This is a genomic window from Bacteroidota bacterium (assembly GCA_039821555.1).
Taxonomy (GTDB): Bacteria; Bacteroidota; Rhodothermia; order Rhodothermales; family Rubricoccaceae; genus JBCBEX01.
The window spans coordinates 41,104-58,061 of record JBCBNX010000012.1 but is presented as its reverse complement, the minus strand read 5'-3'; the positions used below and the strand labels follow the sequence as shown (position 1 = coordinate 58,061).

The 16,958-nt window shown below is 65.6% G+C and carries 9 protein-coding genes and 11 tRNA genes; 3 read left to right on the top strand and 17 right to left on the bottom strand.

Annotated elements, in window-relative coordinates; all coding sequences use genetic code 11:
- Positions 1-421: 421 nt before the first annotated feature.
- Positions 422-1,240, top strand: a complete 819-nt coding sequence (locus tag AAFU51_13435; protein MEO1572249.1) for an aldo/keto reductase — start codon at positions 422-424, stop codon at positions 1,238-1,240.
- A gap of 164 nt (positions 1,241-1,404) precedes the next feature.
- Complete coding sequence (locus tag AAFU51_13430) at positions 1,405-3,864, top strand: TonB-dependent receptor (GenBank protein MEO1572248.1); 2,460 nt, start codon at positions 1,405-1,407, stop codon at positions 3,862-3,864.
- On the opposite strand, the gene AAFU51_13425 is transcribed toward AAFU51_13430, so the two are convergent.
- The 17 genes from AAFU51_13425 to AAFU51_13345 form a co-directional block, all read right to left on the bottom strand.
- The gene (locus tag AAFU51_13425) at positions 3,827-4,909 is read right to left on the bottom strand and encodes an RNA 2'-phosphotransferase (protein MEO1572247.1); all 1,083 of its coding nucleotides are present in this window, start codon (positions 4,907-4,909) and stop codon (positions 3,827-3,829) included. The genes AAFU51_13430 and AAFU51_13425 overlap by 38 nt on opposite strands.
- A gap of 318 nt (positions 4,910-5,227) precedes the next feature.
- Positions 5,228-5,686, bottom strand: coding sequence for a DIP1984 family protein (locus AAFU51_13420; protein MEO1572246.1), 459 nt, complete (start codon positions 5,684-5,686; stop codon positions 5,228-5,230).
- A gap of 92 nt (positions 5,687-5,778) precedes the next feature.
- Positions 5,779-7,224 carry an RtcB family protein gene (locus tag AAFU51_13415; protein MEO1572245.1) on the bottom strand — a complete coding sequence of 482 codons (1,446 nt, stop codon included), beginning with the start codon at positions 7,222-7,224 and terminating at the stop codon, positions 5,779-5,781.
- 419 nt (positions 7,225-7,643) lie between these two features.
- A complete protein-coding gene (locus AAFU51_13410) occupies positions 7,644-9,131 on the bottom strand; it encodes a hypothetical protein (protein ID MEO1572244.1) in 1,488 nt (495 codons plus the stop codon).
- A 163-nt stretch (positions 9,132-9,294) separates the two neighbouring features.
- Positions 9,295-10,122, bottom strand: a complete 828-nt coding sequence (locus AAFU51_13405; protein ID MEO1572243.1) for a hypothetical protein — start codon at positions 10,120-10,122, stop codon at positions 9,295-9,297.
- Between the two features lie 116 nt (positions 10,123-10,238).
- Positions 10,239-10,327, bottom strand: a tRNA-Ser gene (locus tag AAFU51_13400).
- 160 nt (positions 10,328-10,487) lie between these two features.
- Positions 10,488-10,572: transfer RNA gene (locus tag AAFU51_13395), tRNA-Ser, on the bottom strand.
- Positions 10,573-10,674: 102 nt separating this feature from the next.
- Positions 10,675-10,744, bottom strand: a tRNA-Trp gene (locus AAFU51_13390).
- Between the two features lie 5 nt (positions 10,745-10,749).
- A tRNA-His gene (locus AAFU51_13385) sits at positions 10,750-10,820 on the bottom strand.
- 2 nt (positions 10,821-10,822) lie between these two features.
- A tRNA-Gly gene (locus tag AAFU51_13380) sits at positions 10,823-10,893 on the bottom strand.
- Between the two features lie 22 nt (positions 10,894-10,915).
- Positions 10,916-10,988, bottom strand: a tRNA-Arg gene (locus AAFU51_13375).
- A gap of 37 nt (positions 10,989-11,025) precedes the next feature.
- Positions 11,026-11,096 (bottom strand) — tRNA-Phe (locus tag AAFU51_13370).
- Between the two features lie 140 nt (positions 11,097-11,236).
- Positions 11,237-11,313 (bottom strand) — tRNA-Pro (locus AAFU51_13365).
- A gap of 23 nt (positions 11,314-11,336) precedes the next feature.
- Positions 11,337-11,413 (bottom strand) — tRNA-Leu (locus tag AAFU51_13360).
- 602 nt (positions 11,414-12,015) lie between these two features.
- A tRNA-Ser gene (locus AAFU51_13355) sits at positions 12,016-12,085 on the bottom strand.
- A gap of 32 nt (positions 12,086-12,117) precedes the next feature.
- Positions 12,118-12,190: transfer RNA gene (locus AAFU51_13350), tRNA-Asp, on the bottom strand.
- 894 nt (positions 12,191-13,084) lie between these two features.
- Positions 13,085-15,175: a T9SS type A sorting domain-containing protein gene (locus tag AAFU51_13345; GenBank protein MEO1572242.1), complete on the bottom strand. Its 2,091-nt coding sequence runs from the start codon at positions 15,173-15,175 to the stop codon at positions 13,085-13,087.
- A 199-nt stretch (positions 15,176-15,374) separates the two neighbouring features.
- On the opposite strand from AAFU51_13345, the gene AAFU51_13340 reads away from it, so the two are divergent.
- On the top strand, positions 15,375-16,958 hold the full coding sequence (locus AAFU51_13340; protein MEO1572241.1) for a family 20 glycosylhydrolase: 1,584 nt from the start codon (positions 15,375-15,377) through the stop codon (positions 16,956-16,958).

Here is a 16,958-nt window from a genome sequence, read left to right as displayed (position 1 = left end):
ATCTATCCAGAATGCCCGATTACCTATCCAGGATGCTCGCTTCTCGCCCTCTCGTCGTCTTTGTTGATGTCGATGACACGCTGGTGCGCAGCACCGGGGCCGCCCGCATTCCTATGCCGGAAGTCATCGCGGCCGTGCGCCGACTGCATGCCACGGGAGCTCTACCCTACTGCTAGAGCAGCGGCGGTGCAGACTGTGCGCGAGCTAGCGCGAAAGAGGTCGATCTCGGGGGCTGCTTCGCAGGGTTTCTGCCGAAGCTAGCGGTCCTGGTCGACGATATCGCGATCGCGGACTGGCGGCAGCTTCGTCAGGTCCACCCGAACGAGGTCGGCACGCTGCAAGGCTGAACTCTGCACGCGCTAAACCGTCCAATGCCTCCCTTGCTCTTCGACCTGCGCACCTCTCAACCAACGCACGCTTCATGCAGTTCTCCGTCCACGGCGTCACGATTCCCAAGCTCGGCCTCGGCACTTACAAACTCACCGGCGACAGCGCCACGCGCGGCGTCGAGCATGCGCTCGACCTCGGCTACCGGCACGTTGACACAGCGCAGGTCTACAGGAACGAGGCGGAGGTGGGTCGGGGGCTCGCGAACAGCCCCGTGGATCGCGACGACGTGTTCTTGACGACCAAAGTGTGGTATGATCGACTCGCGCATGCCGATGTGATCGCGTCCGCCGAGGAGAGCCTGCGCGGTCTCGGCACGAACTACGTGGACCTCCTACTCATCCATTGGCCGAACGAGAACGTGGATCTCGCCGAAACGCTCGACGCGTTCCAGCAACTTCGCGCGGACGGCAAGACGCGGCTGATCGGCGTGAGCAACTTCCCGCCCGGTATGCTCCGCCGCGCGCTGCACATCGTCCCAGACCTTGCGACGAACCAAGTCGAGTACCATCCCTACCTCGACCAGTCCGGCCTACTCGGCGTCGTGGATGCACACGCCCTATCGCTCACGTCGTACAGCCCGCTCGCGCAGGGGAAAATCTTCCAGGACGACGCCCTGGCCGAGATCGCAGAGGCCCACGGCAAATCAGTGGCACAGGTGGTGCTGCGGTGGCACCTGCAGCAGGAGCGTGTGTTCGCCATCCCCAAGGCGTCGTCCGACACACACCGCGCCGGCAACTACGACGTGTTCGACTTTGCGTTGAGCGACGACGACATGGCGCGCATCCACGGCCTCGCGCGGCCCGACGGGCGCATCGTGAGTCCCGGATTTGGCCCCGAATGGAACGACTAGTCGCCGGGACTCAGCGCCTGGTGACAGTTGGTGACATTTATTGACGCGCCCAGGGTATCCGCCGGGTCGACGACCCCGTATGCTGCGGCCGTCCGGGTTTCTTGGCGAGCCGTAGTACTTGAGGCTTCGGGCAGTGATTTGCTTCGTCCCACAGCCTCCTCGGAATGCTACGCCTCGCCGCTCCGCTCGCTGCGCGCCCGCGCCGCGTCACGTTTTTCTACGCCCTCGCCCTCATTCTCGCCTTCGCGCCGAGTGCCGGGGCGCAAGGCTCCGGATCTGTCTCCGGCACCGTCGCCACGCCTGAGAGCGAGCCGCTGGGTTTTGCCAACGTGCAACTCCTCGTGGCTGCGGATTCCTCGTTTGTCCAGGGTGCCGTCTCCACGGACGATGGAGCGTTTTCGATGGCGTCGGTCCCGGCCGGTGAGTTTCTACTTTTCGTTTCGCTCATCGGCTACGAAGACCTCGTCACCGCCGCATTCGTGCTCAACGAGGGCGGCACCCACGACGCTGGAGCACTTGCGTTAGGGCCGGGTACGTTTCAGATCGACGAGATCGCTGTGGAAGCGCGTCGTACGCTCTACGAGCAGCGCGGTGACCGGATGGTGGTGAACGTCGGCCAGAGCGTGACGCTCAAAGGCGCGACCGCGCTCGACGTGGTGGCGCGGTCGCCGGGCGTGGTCGTCAACCAGCAGAGCAACACCATCTCGATGCTCGGCAAGGACGGCGTGCAAGTGCTCATCGACGGCAAGCTCAGCTACATCCCCGCTGACGGCCTCGTCGCCTTCCTCGACGGGCTCAACGCCGACAACATCGAGCAGATCGAACTCATCACCACCCCGCCCGCCGAGTTCGACGCGGAGGGCAACGCGGGCTTCATCAACCTTGTCCTGAAGGAGCAACTCAGCGACGGCCTCAGCGGCTCGACCACCGTCTCGGGCGGCTACGGTCGCGGTGCGGTCGCCAGTGCCAGCGCTGACGCGCGCTTGCGCCAGGGCCGGATCACGCTCTTCGGCAACGTCGCCTTCCAGTGGCAGGGGCAAGAGCAGACGATCAACAGCTACCTCGAAACGCAGAACAATGGCGCGTTTATCGTCACGCCGACTGAGACCGATCGCGACCCCATCCAACGCAACATCAACGGGCGCCTCGGCCTCGACTACGCGCTGTCGGACCGCACCACAGTCGGCGGCCTCATCGCTGGGTACGACAACCGCTGGAGCATGGACGCCGTCAACCAGTCCGCGGTCTCGATCAACGGAACGCCGACGACAGCCATCCGCAGCGCCAACGAGGAGGTCAACCACTGGCAGCACTTCATGGGCAACGTCAACGTGCGCCACGAACTGCCCTCGGGCCTCCGCACCAGCCTCGACCTCGACGCGCTCCGGTTCGACAACGACAACCCGACAACCTACCTGAACGCCACCACGGATGTCCCGAACGACCTCACGACCGAGGAGACGCTCGAAAGCGGTAAGACCACGCCGCTGCGCATCTACGTCGCGAAGGTGGACGTGAGCGCTCCGGACGAGGCGCGCTTCTCTTGGAACGCCGGTGTCAAGGGCGGCTTCTCGCGGTTTACCAACACGCCCGTCTTCCCCGAGAACGTGAACACGGACTGGGTCGGTGACGTGGGCGTCGGCGAGGAAAGCTCGTTGCGCGAGAACGTGCTCGCGGCCTACGGGTCACTGAACGTGCAGCTCACCGAGAAAACCTCCGCCGAGGTCGGTCTGCGCTACGAGCACACGACTTCGGATCTCCAGTCGTCCAACGGCACGCAGCTCATCGACCGGAGCTACGGGGATCTCTTCCCGAGCGTCTACCTCTCGCACCAGTTGCGCGACGAGCTGACCGTCTCGGCGTCGTACGCCCGGCGTATCACCCGGCCGACGTTCAACGATATGGCGCCGTTTATCTACTTCCTCAGCCCGACGACCTTCTTTACGGGCAGCACGGCGCTCCAGCCCGCCATCTCAGATGCGCTCAAAGCCGATGTGAACGTGGGCTCGGTCTTCGCCTCGGTGGAATACGCCTGGGTGACCGACCCCATCGCGCAGTTCCAGTCGCGCGTGATCCCCGAGGCCAACGTCCAAGTGAGCTTCCCGACTAACTTCGACCGTCAGCGTACGGCGACGGGCTTGATCGCTGCGCCCATCGAGCTGCTGCCGTGGTGGACGACGCAGAACACCGCCACCGTCACGTGGCTCACCATCGAGGGCGACCGCGAGGGCCGCGACTTCGAAGCGTCCCAAACGTCGTACTCCCTGAGCACGACGCACAACGTGCGCCTGCCGGTCGACTTCTCGCTCGAAGCGAGCGCGTTCTACCAGAGCGCGGGCCTCTTCGGCACGATCGAGTTCGAGCCGGTCTGGGGCCTCAATCTCGGGCTCCAGCGGGAAATCCCCGGGCTGCCGGGATCGCTCACGCTCGCCGTGGACGATGTCTTCGACACGGTGGAGTGGTCTGTGATGCAGCGCGACGACGCGGTGCCGTTCTACGCCGAGGGCTTCTTCGACTTCTCGCAGCGCACGGTCCGGCTCGCCTACACCCGCCCGATCGGGGGCAACGCCGGAGGACAGACCCGCGCTACGGCGTCTGAGGAGGAAAGCCGTCGGGTGCAGTGAGGTAGGCCGCAGGCACCACGCCCGTCAGCCAGACGCCGTTCTCGGAGCGAAAGAAGACGTGGCCGTCGGCCTGCATACGGGCTGCGTCCACGGTGAGCACGACAGGCTTGCCGTGACGCTGCCCGACCTTCGCAGCAGTCTCGGTGTCAACTGAGAGGTGGACGTGGTGACGCTGCCGTTTCACGAGACCGTGAGCGCGTATCGAGCCAAGGTTCTTGCGGGCGGTGCCATGGTAGAGCACGGCGGGCGGCTCGGACGGCGTGAGGCCGAGGTCGATCTGGACGGAGTGCCCCTGGTTGGCGCGGACGCGCGTGCTGTCGTCGCTGAGCGCGAACCGCTGCTTCGCATTGGTGGCGACGACGTGCTCCAACAGCGCTCGGTTGAGCGCCACACCGTGCCGATTCGCCGCGCCGATGAGCGCTGCGGCGTCCGTCCATCCTCCCGCTCCGAGTGTGATGCCGATGCGTCCGGGGTCGTGTCGTAGTACGAGGCTCAAAAACTTGCTCGTCGCCTTCGCAACACGGTCCGTCCAGGCTCCACTCCCCCGCCCCGGGAGCACGACGTTTCCGTAGAACTGGATCTCGTTCTTCTCTGTGTCCGCGACCGTCTCGTACGACGGGAAGAAGCCGGTCGGCCGGATGTCGCGGTCGGCGAAGGTGGTGAGGAGCTTCCGGTCGCGACGGGTGAGATACGATACCAGGACTGGCACCTCGGGCCGATGGTGCGTTAGCGTGGCCAGCGCCTGCCGCAGTTGCATGAGGGACACCGTAAAGAACGGCGGGTCGCAGACGATCGCGTCGAACTCCGTCTTCAGCCACTCAGGCTTCGTGAGGTCGTAGCGCTGGAACCCCGGCACATGCGCGAAGCGCTCATCAAGGTCGAGGAGCGTAACCTGCTGGCCGCGCTTCACGAGAGTCTCGGCGAGCGTTGGCGCGCAGAGGCAGCAGACGTGGTCGTAGGCCGCCAGTGCATCCGCGAGCGCGTCGCGGGTGTCGGCGTCGAAGAAATACTGCTCGCGGTCGTGCCGCTCGTCTATGGTCGGCAAGGCAATCCTTCGGGTGAAACGTGGGTGATCTGTGCACGACGCCTCTCAGTGAACACTTATCTGGATCACGGCGCACGATCACCGCATCAGAAAGAAAACCGGACGGTCCCCGTACCCGCCCTCGCCGTTGACAGATCAGCACATGGTGATGCAAGGTGCGCGATGCAGGGTGCGCGTGTGCGCGGTGCTGGGCGTGCGCGGTGTTCGCGTGCGCCGCCCCAGGCGCGGCTAGCGTGGTAGGCTAGGTGCCTGGAAAACCCCCAGGCTGGTGTGTGCTCGCTTCTGCCGTCGGCTACCGACGTCCGGTGTTGAGGTAAGCTATTCGATCAGATCGTGCTGCCAGTTCGCGGCCTGAATCTGCGCGTCGAGCATCCGCAGCGCCTTCGAGAGCGCGTCCGCCTGCACGCGCGTCTGGGCCACGTTGATGGCGCGGACGTACTTCACCTCGCTGCGCGTGTAGCGGTCGCGGGTCTGCGTGGCCTCGGCCGCGGCGTCGCGGTAGAGCGCCGCGCGGAGCCGCAGCACGTCGCGCTCGGCAAGGGCATCGGTCATGGTCGCCCCGGCCTCGGTCGCGACCGCGAGGTTCGTGCGGTTGATGCGCGCGATGAGATCTTGAAGGTCGGCCGCCGTCGTCTCGAACCCCGCCATGAGCGTGGCGGGGTCTTCGGCGGGCGCGTCGCCCTCCTGGGTCTTGACGTTCTGGATCACGCGCTGACGGAGCTGCGCCAGCCGCTTCTGGAGATCGGCGCGCAGGATGAGCGCCTCGGCGAGTTTCATGGGAGTTGTTGGGTTGAATGTGGGGAGGCAAAGGCAGAGAGTTGGAAGCCCCGTGCTTGACGTACACGAAACTCCCTCCTCCCCACCCCCGCTCAGTCTTCGGCCTTGCCCCCGCGGGCCATCAGCACGAGACGCGGCTTGAACGTGGCGATCGGCTCCACGAGGTCGGCTTGGAGCGCGAGCACCTCGCCGATGTCCTTGTAGGCCTGTGGCGCCTCGTCCATGCCGCCGTCAAGCAGTTCGACGCCGCGCTCGGCGAGCCAGGCGTCTCGGTCGCGCTTCGGGATGGCGCGCTTCGCGGCCGTGCGACTCATCGTGCGCCCGGCCCCGTGGCTCGCGCTGTGGAGCGCATCCTCGGAGCCCAGCCCACGGACGAGGTACGAGTTGTGCCCCTGCGAGCCGGGGATGATGCCGAGCACGCCGTTGTGCGCCGGCGTCGCGCCCTTGCGGTGGACGACCACCTCGCGCCCCTGCCACGCCTCCTTCCACGCGAAGTTGTGGTGGTTCTCGACGGTGGCGACCGGCTTGAGCTTGAGCCGCTTCGCGAGCGAGCGGTGGATCGTGTGGTGGCACGCCGAGGCGAACCGTCCGGCGAGGTTCATACTCAGCCAGTACTCCTGCCCCGCCTCGGAGTCGAGGTCGAGCCAGGCGAGGTGGCGGAGCTTGTCCGGCAGGACGGTCGTCTGCTGGGCCAGCTTCGAGTAGCGGTTGGCGATCTGCGCGCCGACGCCCCGCGAGCCGCTGTGCGACATGATCGCGAGGTGCGTACCTGCGTCGATGCCGAGTACCGCTGCGCCGCGCGGGTCCACATCGAGCAGGCCGACGTCCACGAAGTGGTTGCCGCTGCCCGACGTGCCGAGTTGCGCGACGGCCTTGTCCTTGAGCGACTTCAGGAGGCGCGTGGCCTCCCAGTCGGGATCGTCGAGGACCTCGTGGTCGCGGCGCTGGTGCTTGCCGAAGCTCGCCCCGATGCCGAAGCGCGTCTCCTCGCGGAGCACCTTCACGAGCTTGTCCTTGCGGTTGGCATTCGCGAGGTACTGCGTCGCGTGGCCCGGGTAGATCGACATCATCATGCGGCACGCGATGTCGACGCCGACCATGTAGGGCGCCACGGCGTTGTCGAGCGCGACCACGCCGCCGATTGGGATGCCGTAGCCGACGTGGGCGTCGGGCATGAGCGCCCCGGCGACCGCGACCGGCAGCCGCATCGCGTTTTCGAGTTGGTGGATCGCCTGTGGGTCGATGAGCTCGCGTCCCCAGACAAGCGCGTCGAGTGGCGTCTGGCGCACGTCCATTGGACGCGGCTCGGCGTCCTTCTGCGCCTGCTTCGCGGCGTCGAGCATGAGGGCCTTCGCCAGCGGCGCGAGCACGCTCGTGGCCTCGACGGCCTGCGGGGCCGCCTTGACGGTCGCGAGCGCGTCGAGGATGCCAGCGTCATCGAGGCCGGTGTCGGCCATCGTACGCGCCGCCTTGAGCGCCTCGCCGAGAGCAGGCCCTGCCGTCCAGCCGTGGTCGAGTAGAGTGGTTCCGGTAATCATAGGTCTAGCATTTGTGTCATGCTGAACTTGATTCAGCATCTCAACAGAGCCCGAAGCAATTGAGCCGTTAGAGATCCCGGATCAAGTCCGGGATGACATCGAAAGAAAGAAAACGACGCCGCGCAAGTGTGGAGCGCGTTGACTACGTATCTGTCGCTCTACCGGACTGAGCTACACGCGCACGATGCGCACGTGGGCGGAGTTGAACCGCCGACCTACAGATCCCTCTGAGTATGTATGCGTCCCCGGTTGGGGCGCGGCGTCGTGTTGGAGTTCGTTGGTTTGTGACTGTGGCGCGGGACGGATCCACCCGTTCGACGCGCCTGGACGGCGGTCGAACTGTCCCCCTCACGCACGAGGGGTACAGACTCGCGACTCCTTGCAGAGGAGCGAGACGGGGGGAGCCGAGACAGCTTCACCTAAGCCGCCCGCGCGAGGTCGTCCCGCTGCGGGAGCGGAAGCGCGAGGATCTCCAGCAGGAGGTCCAGGCGCGACGGGCGCGCGAGGATCGGCACGAGGTTCGGCAGCGCGTAGTAGTCGCCGCGGAACGTCACCGTCTCGACGGGCACCTGGGCCGCCTTGAGCTGGCGCTCGAGGTAGTCCGAGGCACGCCCGACGCGGACGATCACGACCTCTGGCGTCACGCCGAGCTCCTGCCCGTAGGCCTGGAGCGTCGGCACGAAGTACGGCGCGGTGTTCTCGCCTTCGTCGGTGACGATCACGACCTGCTCGACGCGTTCGCGGCGACGACGAAGCAGCTCGAGCCCGACACCGATCGACGTGGAGCCACCCGCTCGGAGGTCCGCGAAGGCCCGCTCCCAGTCGTCCAGCGACGGCGTCTCCACCGGCCCCTGTCCAAGAACAGAGCGGAGGAAACCGGCGCGGGGCACGACCTCGTACGGGACGGTGTCGAACGCGACGACGTGGAGCGCCGCCTCGGTCACGCGCGAGATGAGCGCCGCGAGCCGCTTGCCGACCTCGATCGCCTGCGTCATGGACGCCGACGTGTCGACGAGCAGCGCCGTCGGACGACGGATCGAGCCGAGGGCCGCGACCTGTGCGTCGGTGACGTCGGCCAGGGCCTCCGCCGTCTCGCGGGACACGCCCGCCGCCTCAGCCGCGACCTTCGCCTTGTAGGCCGACACGCGCCCGTCGGTCTTGGCGTCGGCGAGCTTCTGCTCGATGAGCGCCTTGACCGCGTCGTCGTCGAACGCGCCGCGCGCCTTCAGTCCCTTCAGGTGGTTGATCACCTCCTGCGGCGACATCTGCGCGACGAGCGCGCGGAGCACCTCGGACGTGAGCGCCTGGAGCGCCCCGACGGCGACCGGGTACGGGATGCGGTACTCGGCCACCAGCCGTGCCTGTTCGTCAGATGTCCCGGCGTTCGCCAGCGCCTTCACCTGGAAGGCGATGGAGTCGGCAGGCGGGTCGCTCTTGAACAGGATGCGGTCGGCGCGCTCCGACGGGCGGATGTGGAGGCCCGCGTAGAGCGTCTTCATCGCCTTGCGCTGACGCAGGGCCGCGCGGTCGAAGCGGGCGTCCGAGGCCTCGCGGTGACGGAGGTAGCGCACGACGTCCGTGCGGGCCGAGCGTGGCACCTTGCCACGGTGTCTCTTCATGAAGTTTACGACGCGTGCCACCTGGTAGGGCGGCAGGTCCTGAAGCAGCATGAAGCCCGCCTCGCGGTGGTCGGCGCGGCTGCTCGTGAGCAGCATCGCGGTGAAGACCTCCTTGTGGTCGCGGACCTGGCCGTGGCGATGGTACCACACGGCGAGGTGGCCGTAGAAGACCGGGTCGCGGTCAAGGAGGTAGGTATGGCGGTCGGCAACGAGGCCGAGCTGGCGGTGCGGCGTGGTCAGGAGGGCGTTGAGCAGCTCTAGACGCAGGTCATGCTCCGCGTTCGGCATCGTAGCCGAGCCCATCGGAGAAGTCAGGACGGTCATGGTATCCCTCTTGGTGAAGGCCTCCGGCGACGGTTGGTTGTCGATCGAAGGGTGGCGCAAACAACGGGCGGCGTGAGGCCACCGCGCCGGTCGAGGCGGCGTTCGCCTCGCTGTTCGGAGTAAGTGGTTAATCGAGAAAGGCGACGGTGCCGGTTTGGCCTTCGGCGGCCATGGCGACTTCGTGCCAGATGCGGAGGCGCAGCGTGGCGTGGTCGGCGTGACGTACCGTACCACGCGCGTAGACGCAGGGGTTGCGGCGCATCACCTGCCAACTGAGCTTGCGCAGCGCCGGCGACTTCATGAGACGACGGCGGTATTGCGCCTCGGTGAGGCCGTCCGGGAAGCGGGCATTCCAGTAGACGAGCTGCCCGCCTGTGCGGACGATCTCTTCGACGAGGTGCGGCTTGCCCCCGCTGCGTCGCAGCGGCTCATGGCGATGGATCACCCCAGTGCGTTCCGGACGCATTCCAGGACGCGGGAGGAAGAACCACTCGCCCTGGCGGACGAACGCGCGGTTGCGACGGCGATAGCGACGCTTTGGCTTGATGGCCTGGTGGCGCACCGCCCACGCGACCTCGGGAGGACGGAGGGCCTCCATCGCCTCGCGGACCGTGGTCACGTTGGTGCGTGACGTCTCGGCGACGAACCAGTGGCGCTCGTCGTGGCCGCAGAGGTACTTGTGCTTATCGGTTTGGTGGTTGGAAAGACGGATCGCGGCATGCAGGAGCAGGTGCCGCTGCGCTGCATTGGCGTTCACGACCTGGAGGTCGAGCACATCGAGGTGTGCGGGCGACGTGCGGAGGACGAAGGGCTCGCCGGGAGCGCGCTCGTCCACGTCGAGGGAGAACCACGGCACGTCGTCGCGGCGGAACCACGGGCGGCGCTCGGGCGCTTCGGCTCGGAAGGCCGCACCGATGCGCGCGAAGTGGCGCGCTAGGAGTTCGAGGTTGGGCATGGTTGGGTCGGGCAAAGGGAGTGAGTCGGACGTCACCAGAAGGCGTCATCGGGCGGCGCGGTGCGCGCGTGGAGCATCGCTGGAGTGGTTTGGGTGATGAGGGACGGCGAATCGAGTGGCGGAGGGAGTGGGAGTCGAACCCACGCTGCCTGGCGGCAGACGGTGTAGCAGACCGCTCCGGCAAACCGGCATCCGGCTCCCCTCCGTGTCGGGTGGCCGTGTTGCGGTGCGGTCGTGTGGCAGTTTTTTTATTCGGTAGACAGCCGAGAAGTCGAACCGCGAAGGCGCAGTGGCACCTGTTTTACAGACAGGCCCGGATCCCGTTACCGGTCTAGCTGTCCTGGTGTGAGCGATCGGTTATTGTGCGGAGCGTGAGGGAGTCGAACCCCCAAGGCCTTGCGGCTCAGCGGTTTTCGAGACCACCTCCGTCGCCCATCGGATTGACGCTCCAGTTGAAGAGTGATGCTGTGCGGCCGTGTGGCGGTTTTGCCGTGTTCAGCGAGAAACGCCACGGCAGTACGGCTTCACAGGTTCACAGCAACACGCGCCCTGCACGCCTGGCAGGAATCGAACCCGCGCCGCTGGTTTTGGAGACCAGCAGGATGCCCCGCATCACAAGCGTTCGTTGGTGACCGATGGGACTCGAACCCACACTGACAGGGACACAGCCTATCATGCTACCGTTACAACACGGTCACAGAGACGACGGCGGGGCTCGAACCCGCATCCCCTGGTTGGAAGCCAGGCATGCTGCCATTGCACCACATCGTCTGGTGAGCCTCGATGGCTCTAGACGGGTCGGCGAGATTCGAACTCGCACCCTCCTGGTTCGTAGCCAGGGACTCCTCCAATTGAGCTTCGACCCGTAGGATTCGCTTCGCTGCACATGGGTGAGCGTTGGAGCCGGACCGGATGGAGTCGAACCATCTCGCGCTGGGCTTCAGCCAGCCGCTCTACCGGTGAGCTACGGTCCGGAGTGGGTGCCGGTAGGCACCGCTGACCAGGCGCCCGGCCACGGCGGGGAGACCTCCCCACCCGCCGCTGGTGGCCGGGCGCGTGCGCCGTGTCCCCCATGGCACGGCGCGCTGACGGCGACCCCGTGAGGTCGGCATCGTGGTCTGAAGCGCAGGACTCGAACCTGCAACCCCCAGCTCCCAAAGCCGGTGCTCTATCCACTTGAGCTAGCTCCAGAGGGCGTCAGCGCGGGGCTGACGTGGTACACCGGGAGGGAGTCGAACCCCCACTGACGTGGTTCTGAGCCACGTGCCTCTTCCAGTTGGGCTACCGGTGCTAGGTGGCACGCACGAGGTGCTTGTGTTCAGGTAGGACCGTCGCGAGCGCGGACCACGCAAGTCCGGACGGCGGTGCCTTGCGGCATGTCGGCTACTGAGGGGCCCGACTTGCAGCGCCCTACTCAGGAGCGCTCCCATCGTTGGTGCGGGCGAGCCCGCTGGCGAGAGTATGTACGCCGTCTGCGTGTGGGCGCGGTGCTACTCGCCGTACTACCTGGAAGAAGCGGTATCCCTGGCAGCCTTGTCTTTCGATGTGAGGGCGAACTCGCAGTCTCCACGTTGCCCTGATGATTCTCCGGGCGTGGCGGCTTGCCATTCGCCTACAGGGACCTCGTCCGCTGTGCAGAGTTATCTGCGTTGCAAAGTATGTGGGACGTAGCAGCTGCCACCGCGCAAGTCGCGTAGGCGGTGACGCAGCGACCATGGTCACTGCGCTCGAAGCACATTGCATTCAACCACTCTGCCACAGCCCCCTGGCGGAAACCGAGAGGAGGGGCTGGTAGGATTCGAACCTACGAGTCTCTTGCGAGACGATGTGTGTACGCCTGCGCCGTTGGGGCGCGCTGCTGCTGCAAGGGACGTCCGCGCAAGTCGGGCACGCTGGTTGTACGTGGGAATCGAACCCACAACCTCTTGATTAGCAGTCAAGCGCTCTAACCGATTGAGCTAGTGTGTATGCGTGCTACGTGAAGGCGCGAACGAGCGGTCCAGGCGGGATTCGAACCCGCAACCGTCCGGCAGACAACCGGGTGCTCTGACCGTTGAGCTACTAGACCGTGCCACCCCGAAGGCTGAGACCTCCAGAGAAGCGGGGTACGGCACCGCGCAAGTCCTCTGAGCGACCTGCCAAAGCAGGAGCAGGGAGTCGAACCCTACCACGCCGTTTGTGGCATGGCATCACCAAGTGTGTACGCTCGGAGCATGAGGGCGCGGAGCCGCACGTTGTTGGGACAGGCACGCGCCTTACGGGGCGCACGCCGGTCGTTCGTGCAGCGAAGCAATCAATCTATCAAGGAACAAATATGCGTATTTATTTACGCAACTATGTTGATATCGCTTGTCTGAGACAGGTGACGGCCTGGGTGGCTGTAGCGTTGCTCGGTTGCCGAAACGGGGATCGGAGCGCGAGGCTGAATGCGCTTGGTTTGATGAGGTAAGCGACCGTGCGTTGTGTGCATGTCCTGGTCTGGAGACGCTGAAAGGGTGGCTACTAGGACATCGTCTTGGGCATGAAGCGCGAGGCTGGTGAACGGATGTAGGTGCTTTAGTGGTGGGCAGCACCCTGGACGCATAGTGGCTTATTCGCCCCGATAGAGCGTTTGGACACAAAAAAACCCACCTGAGCGCGGAGCCGAGGTGGGTGGACGTGCAGGCACAGCGTACCTAAGGTCACGGCCCACCTCGGGGGTAGGGTGCATCGAACTCACCCGGCATCGGGAACGAACCGCCCTGCCACAAAGCGGCAGCGTTGCCCTGCTGCCCCCGGTGAACGGTGGCGATGCCAAGGAGGCAATTCGTATGGGAGCGGCGTGAATACATGAGCGGATGCTGTTGGATTGACTGCGCAAGCTGCGCGGCGTCAGGAATTACAACATAGGGCGCGCAAGTACACATGTCAACACCAACCTACACAAATATGTCTCTTTATTTTTAGTTCATCAGATTCGTGCTCATCGCACTACGACCAGCGGGCGCGTGTGCGCAGCACTGTCGCCGACCAGACGCACCTGGTAGACGCCGCTGGACAACCGAGCCAGCGACCAGTCCGCTTCGTAGCGCCCTGCTGCATGCGGCCCCTCGGCGAGCACCGCAACGCGCCGCCCTAGCACGTCGAGCAGTTCGATGCAGAGGTCTTCCTGGCGCGTCACCTCGTAGCGGATCCAAGCCTGGTGGCTGGCCGGGTTCGGGTACGGTGCCAGAAGTCGGACAGCCTGCGGCACTGCGCGCGTCACCTCGACTTCAGGCGAGTAGGCGTAGCTACCGTCGAAGTCGACCTGGCGCAGGCGGTAGCGCAGTGCGTCGGATTCGAAGGGCAGTACGATGTCGGCCCACGTGTAGGTCTGCGCCTCGGTCGTCGTCCCCGCACCGCTCACGAACGCGAGCTCTTTGTAGGCCCCGCCATCAGCGAGCCGCTCGACGGCGAACCCGGCGTTGATCGTCTCGGAGGCCGTCGTCCAGCGCAACACCACGGCGTCTCCGTCCTGCACCGCATCAAACGTAGTCAGTTCAACCGGGATTGAGCCACCTGACTCTACCACGGCGGATGACGCTGCTGGTGTGCGCGCAAGGGTCGTGCGGAGAAGATCGGCCTCTGCCTTTGTGCGCTCTACGCCGTCAAGGGCGACGCTCCGAACCATGCTCAGTGTCCGAAGCTCACCGCTGTCGAACGAACGCAGGTCTGCAGGGTCGGTCCAGGGAACGTTGCCGCCGGTAGTCTCCCCAAAGAAGTAAACGTTGCCATTGGAGGCATAGGCTGCAGCGTCGCCGGTGCACTGCTCGACTTCAGGCGTCGTGTTGTCTTCGTAGTAGGAGTAAGGAAACAAGTCGGGGATGTTCGTCTCTACCTCGGAGCGACTGATGAGGCTGCCCTGCGGCCCCAGGAGATAGTCCCATTCGATATAGTCGGTTTGGTAATAGCCACCAGTCGGTAGATCGGGCGCGCCATCGACGGGCACCCCGTCCGGGAGGAGGTTGCTGTAGTACGTCATGCCTGCCATCGATGGGCTGTAGTCGATGTACATCGTTGTGCCGGGCGTGCTGTGCATCTGGTGGGCGATGCGATAGACGATGATGCGCTCGTAGAGAGCATAGGTAGCCAGGTTGAGGCCACCCGAGTTCGAGCCTTGCACGATGCGCAACGCCCGAATGGGGCCGTCCTTCTGGATACCAAGCGTGCCTCGGCGGGTACTACCCGTGTAGATCGACCGCGAGCAGTTCGGGTCGCGCCCCATGCGGTCCGGGCGCCCTCCCAACTTGACGCGGTCGAGCAAGTCTGCCCCGTAGGTAGCTCGCTCCCGTTCGCTCGTGCCTGCGTCCGCCAGGAGCAGCTCGCGCTGGATCCAGCGGTCTTCAAACGAGGTCTTGTAATACGCTGTCTCGACGGCGCTGTATTCGGGGTTTGCACCGAGGAAGTCGCCGTAGATGTCACGCAGGGAGCCGTCGCCCTCGAAGTTGTAGTCGTCCGGGAAGGTCCCGGCAAGCAGGTCGAACTGGTAGTCCACGAGGTCGAAGCCCCCCGCCTGGTCGAGCGGCATCGTTGGCACGTAGAGGTAGACGTAGCGGTCGTTCACCTCCAACTCAGTGACCTCCAACGGTGAGAAGGGCGGTGGCGAGACCACAGGGTCGACTTGCTCGCCGAAGAAGCGGAGCATGAGCACCAGTTCGTCGTCGCTGTCAAACGTCGGATCAGAGTCGACGGGCACGATCGGGGTAAACCCGGGGTGCGGGTAGTCCTGAGGCGCCGTGTAGAGGAGTTGGAGCGGGCCTCCGAACAGGTCGTCGGCGTCGAAGATGTCAGCGGGATAGGCGGCGGCTGGGTCCAGCGCATCGCGCTCGTCGATCTGCAGCGGACAAGGCTTCCAAGCGGCGTCTGTGTAGGTGTAGCACACGGGGGCGGTCACGGCCGCACCAAGCAGACCGGGGACCTCTGCTCCGGTAAGCACGAGCGGGCGAGGATCGTCGTCGGATTGTGCCTGAAGGCCGGATGCAGGGAGAAGCGTGCACACCGTGAGGACGCATGCCCGCAGGAGAGGCTGATACATGACGATGGAGGGTGGTACTGGGAGTGCGTCAGCAATCCGGCTCGAGTCTCCCTACAGGTAGGTCAACGACTGCGTAACGGTCTTTGTGAGTCCGGGGAGAGTAGGTGGTCGAAGATCGCGCGGCCCCTGTTACCGTCCAACCTCCCAAGGCACTGTAGCGCACGTAGCTTGCACTCTCGGTTCACGATTCGCCTTTGTCATGCTTCGATCAACCTGGATCCTCGTTCTGGTCGCGTGCATCGGGGGCTCTGCAGCGGCCCAGGAGGCCTTTCTTCTCCCTGCCCCGCTCGCGGCAACGTGGACGGACGCGGCGCCCTTCACCGTCATGCCGGAGACGCCTCTCCTCGTCCCGGACGGCGACCTCAACGCCGCGCGCATCGCCTCGATGCTCGCCCACCTCCTCAGCTTCGGCGAGGCTACGCGTCCGCGCGTGGTCGAGGCTCGTGCCTACGCCCGCTCGGAACGGCACTCCTCACTTTCCCCCATCGTCTACGACCGCCAGGCTCCCGACTCGCTTGGTGCAGAAGGCTATGTCCTCGACGTTTCCCCTGAGCGGATCACACTTTCGGCGAACGAGCCAGCGGGCTGGTTCTATGCGACGCAGACACTTCGACAGCTGCTACCACCGGCCGTCGAGTACAATGCGGCCTTCCCCGTCCCGCTGACGGTCCCGTCTGGGCGCGTCGTGGACCGGCCTCGCTTTAGCTGGCGCGGCATGATGCTCGACGTCGCGCGCCATTTCTTCGGGCCTGCCGACGTGCGCCGCGTGATTGACCTGATGGCGCTACACAAGCTCAACCGGCTGCACCTCCATCTCTCCGACGACCAGGGCTGGCGCATCGAAATCCCGGGCTGGCCGCGGCTCACCGAGATCGGCGGTAGCACCGAAGTCGGGGGCGGACCGGGCGGCTTCTTCTCGCTCGACGACTACGCCTCACTCGTCCAGTATGCCGCTGAACGCTACGTCACCATCGTTCCCGAAATCGACCTACCTGGACACACGAACGCGGCGCTTGCCTCCTATGCCGAGCTCAACTGCGACGGCGTCGCGCCGCCCCTTTACACCGGCACGTCAGTCGGCTTCAGCACCGTGTGCGTTGAACGGGATGTGACGTACCGCTTCGTCACCGATGTGGTACGAACGCTCGCCCAGGCCACGCCAGGCAGCCATTTCCACCTCGGCGGCGACGAGGTACGGGAGCTATCGCCGGAGCAATACGCGTCCTTCATGACGCATGCGCAGACCATCGTCGCTGAGCATGGCAAGAGAGTGATCGGCTGGGACGAAATCGCCGAGGTCGAGCTGCTTCCGCAAAGCATCGTGCAGGTGTGGCGCCCCGCGGAGGCCGAGACGCAAGCGCAGATCCGCGAGGCGGTCGAGGCTGGTGCGACGGTCATCCTCTCCCCCGCCGACCGCGTCTACCTCGACATCAAGTACGACGCTTCGACGGTACTCGGCCTCAGCTGGGCGGGCTTGAACAGCGTCCGTGACGCCTACGAGTGGGACCCGACGACGTTGCTGCCCGGCGTGCCCGCCACTGCCATCGAGGGCATCGAGGCACCACTCTGGAGCGAGACGATCTCGACGCGTGCCGACCTCGAATTCATGGCGTTCCCGCGCCTCGCGGGCGTCGCCGACCTCGGGTGGGCGCCTGCGGCAGCGCACGACTGGGACGCTTATCGCCTTCGCCTCGGCGCGCAGGCCCCGCGATGGACGGCGCTCGGCATCAACTTCTACCGCAGCCCCGATGTCCCCTGGGCGTCTGCGCCTCGGCGAGACTAG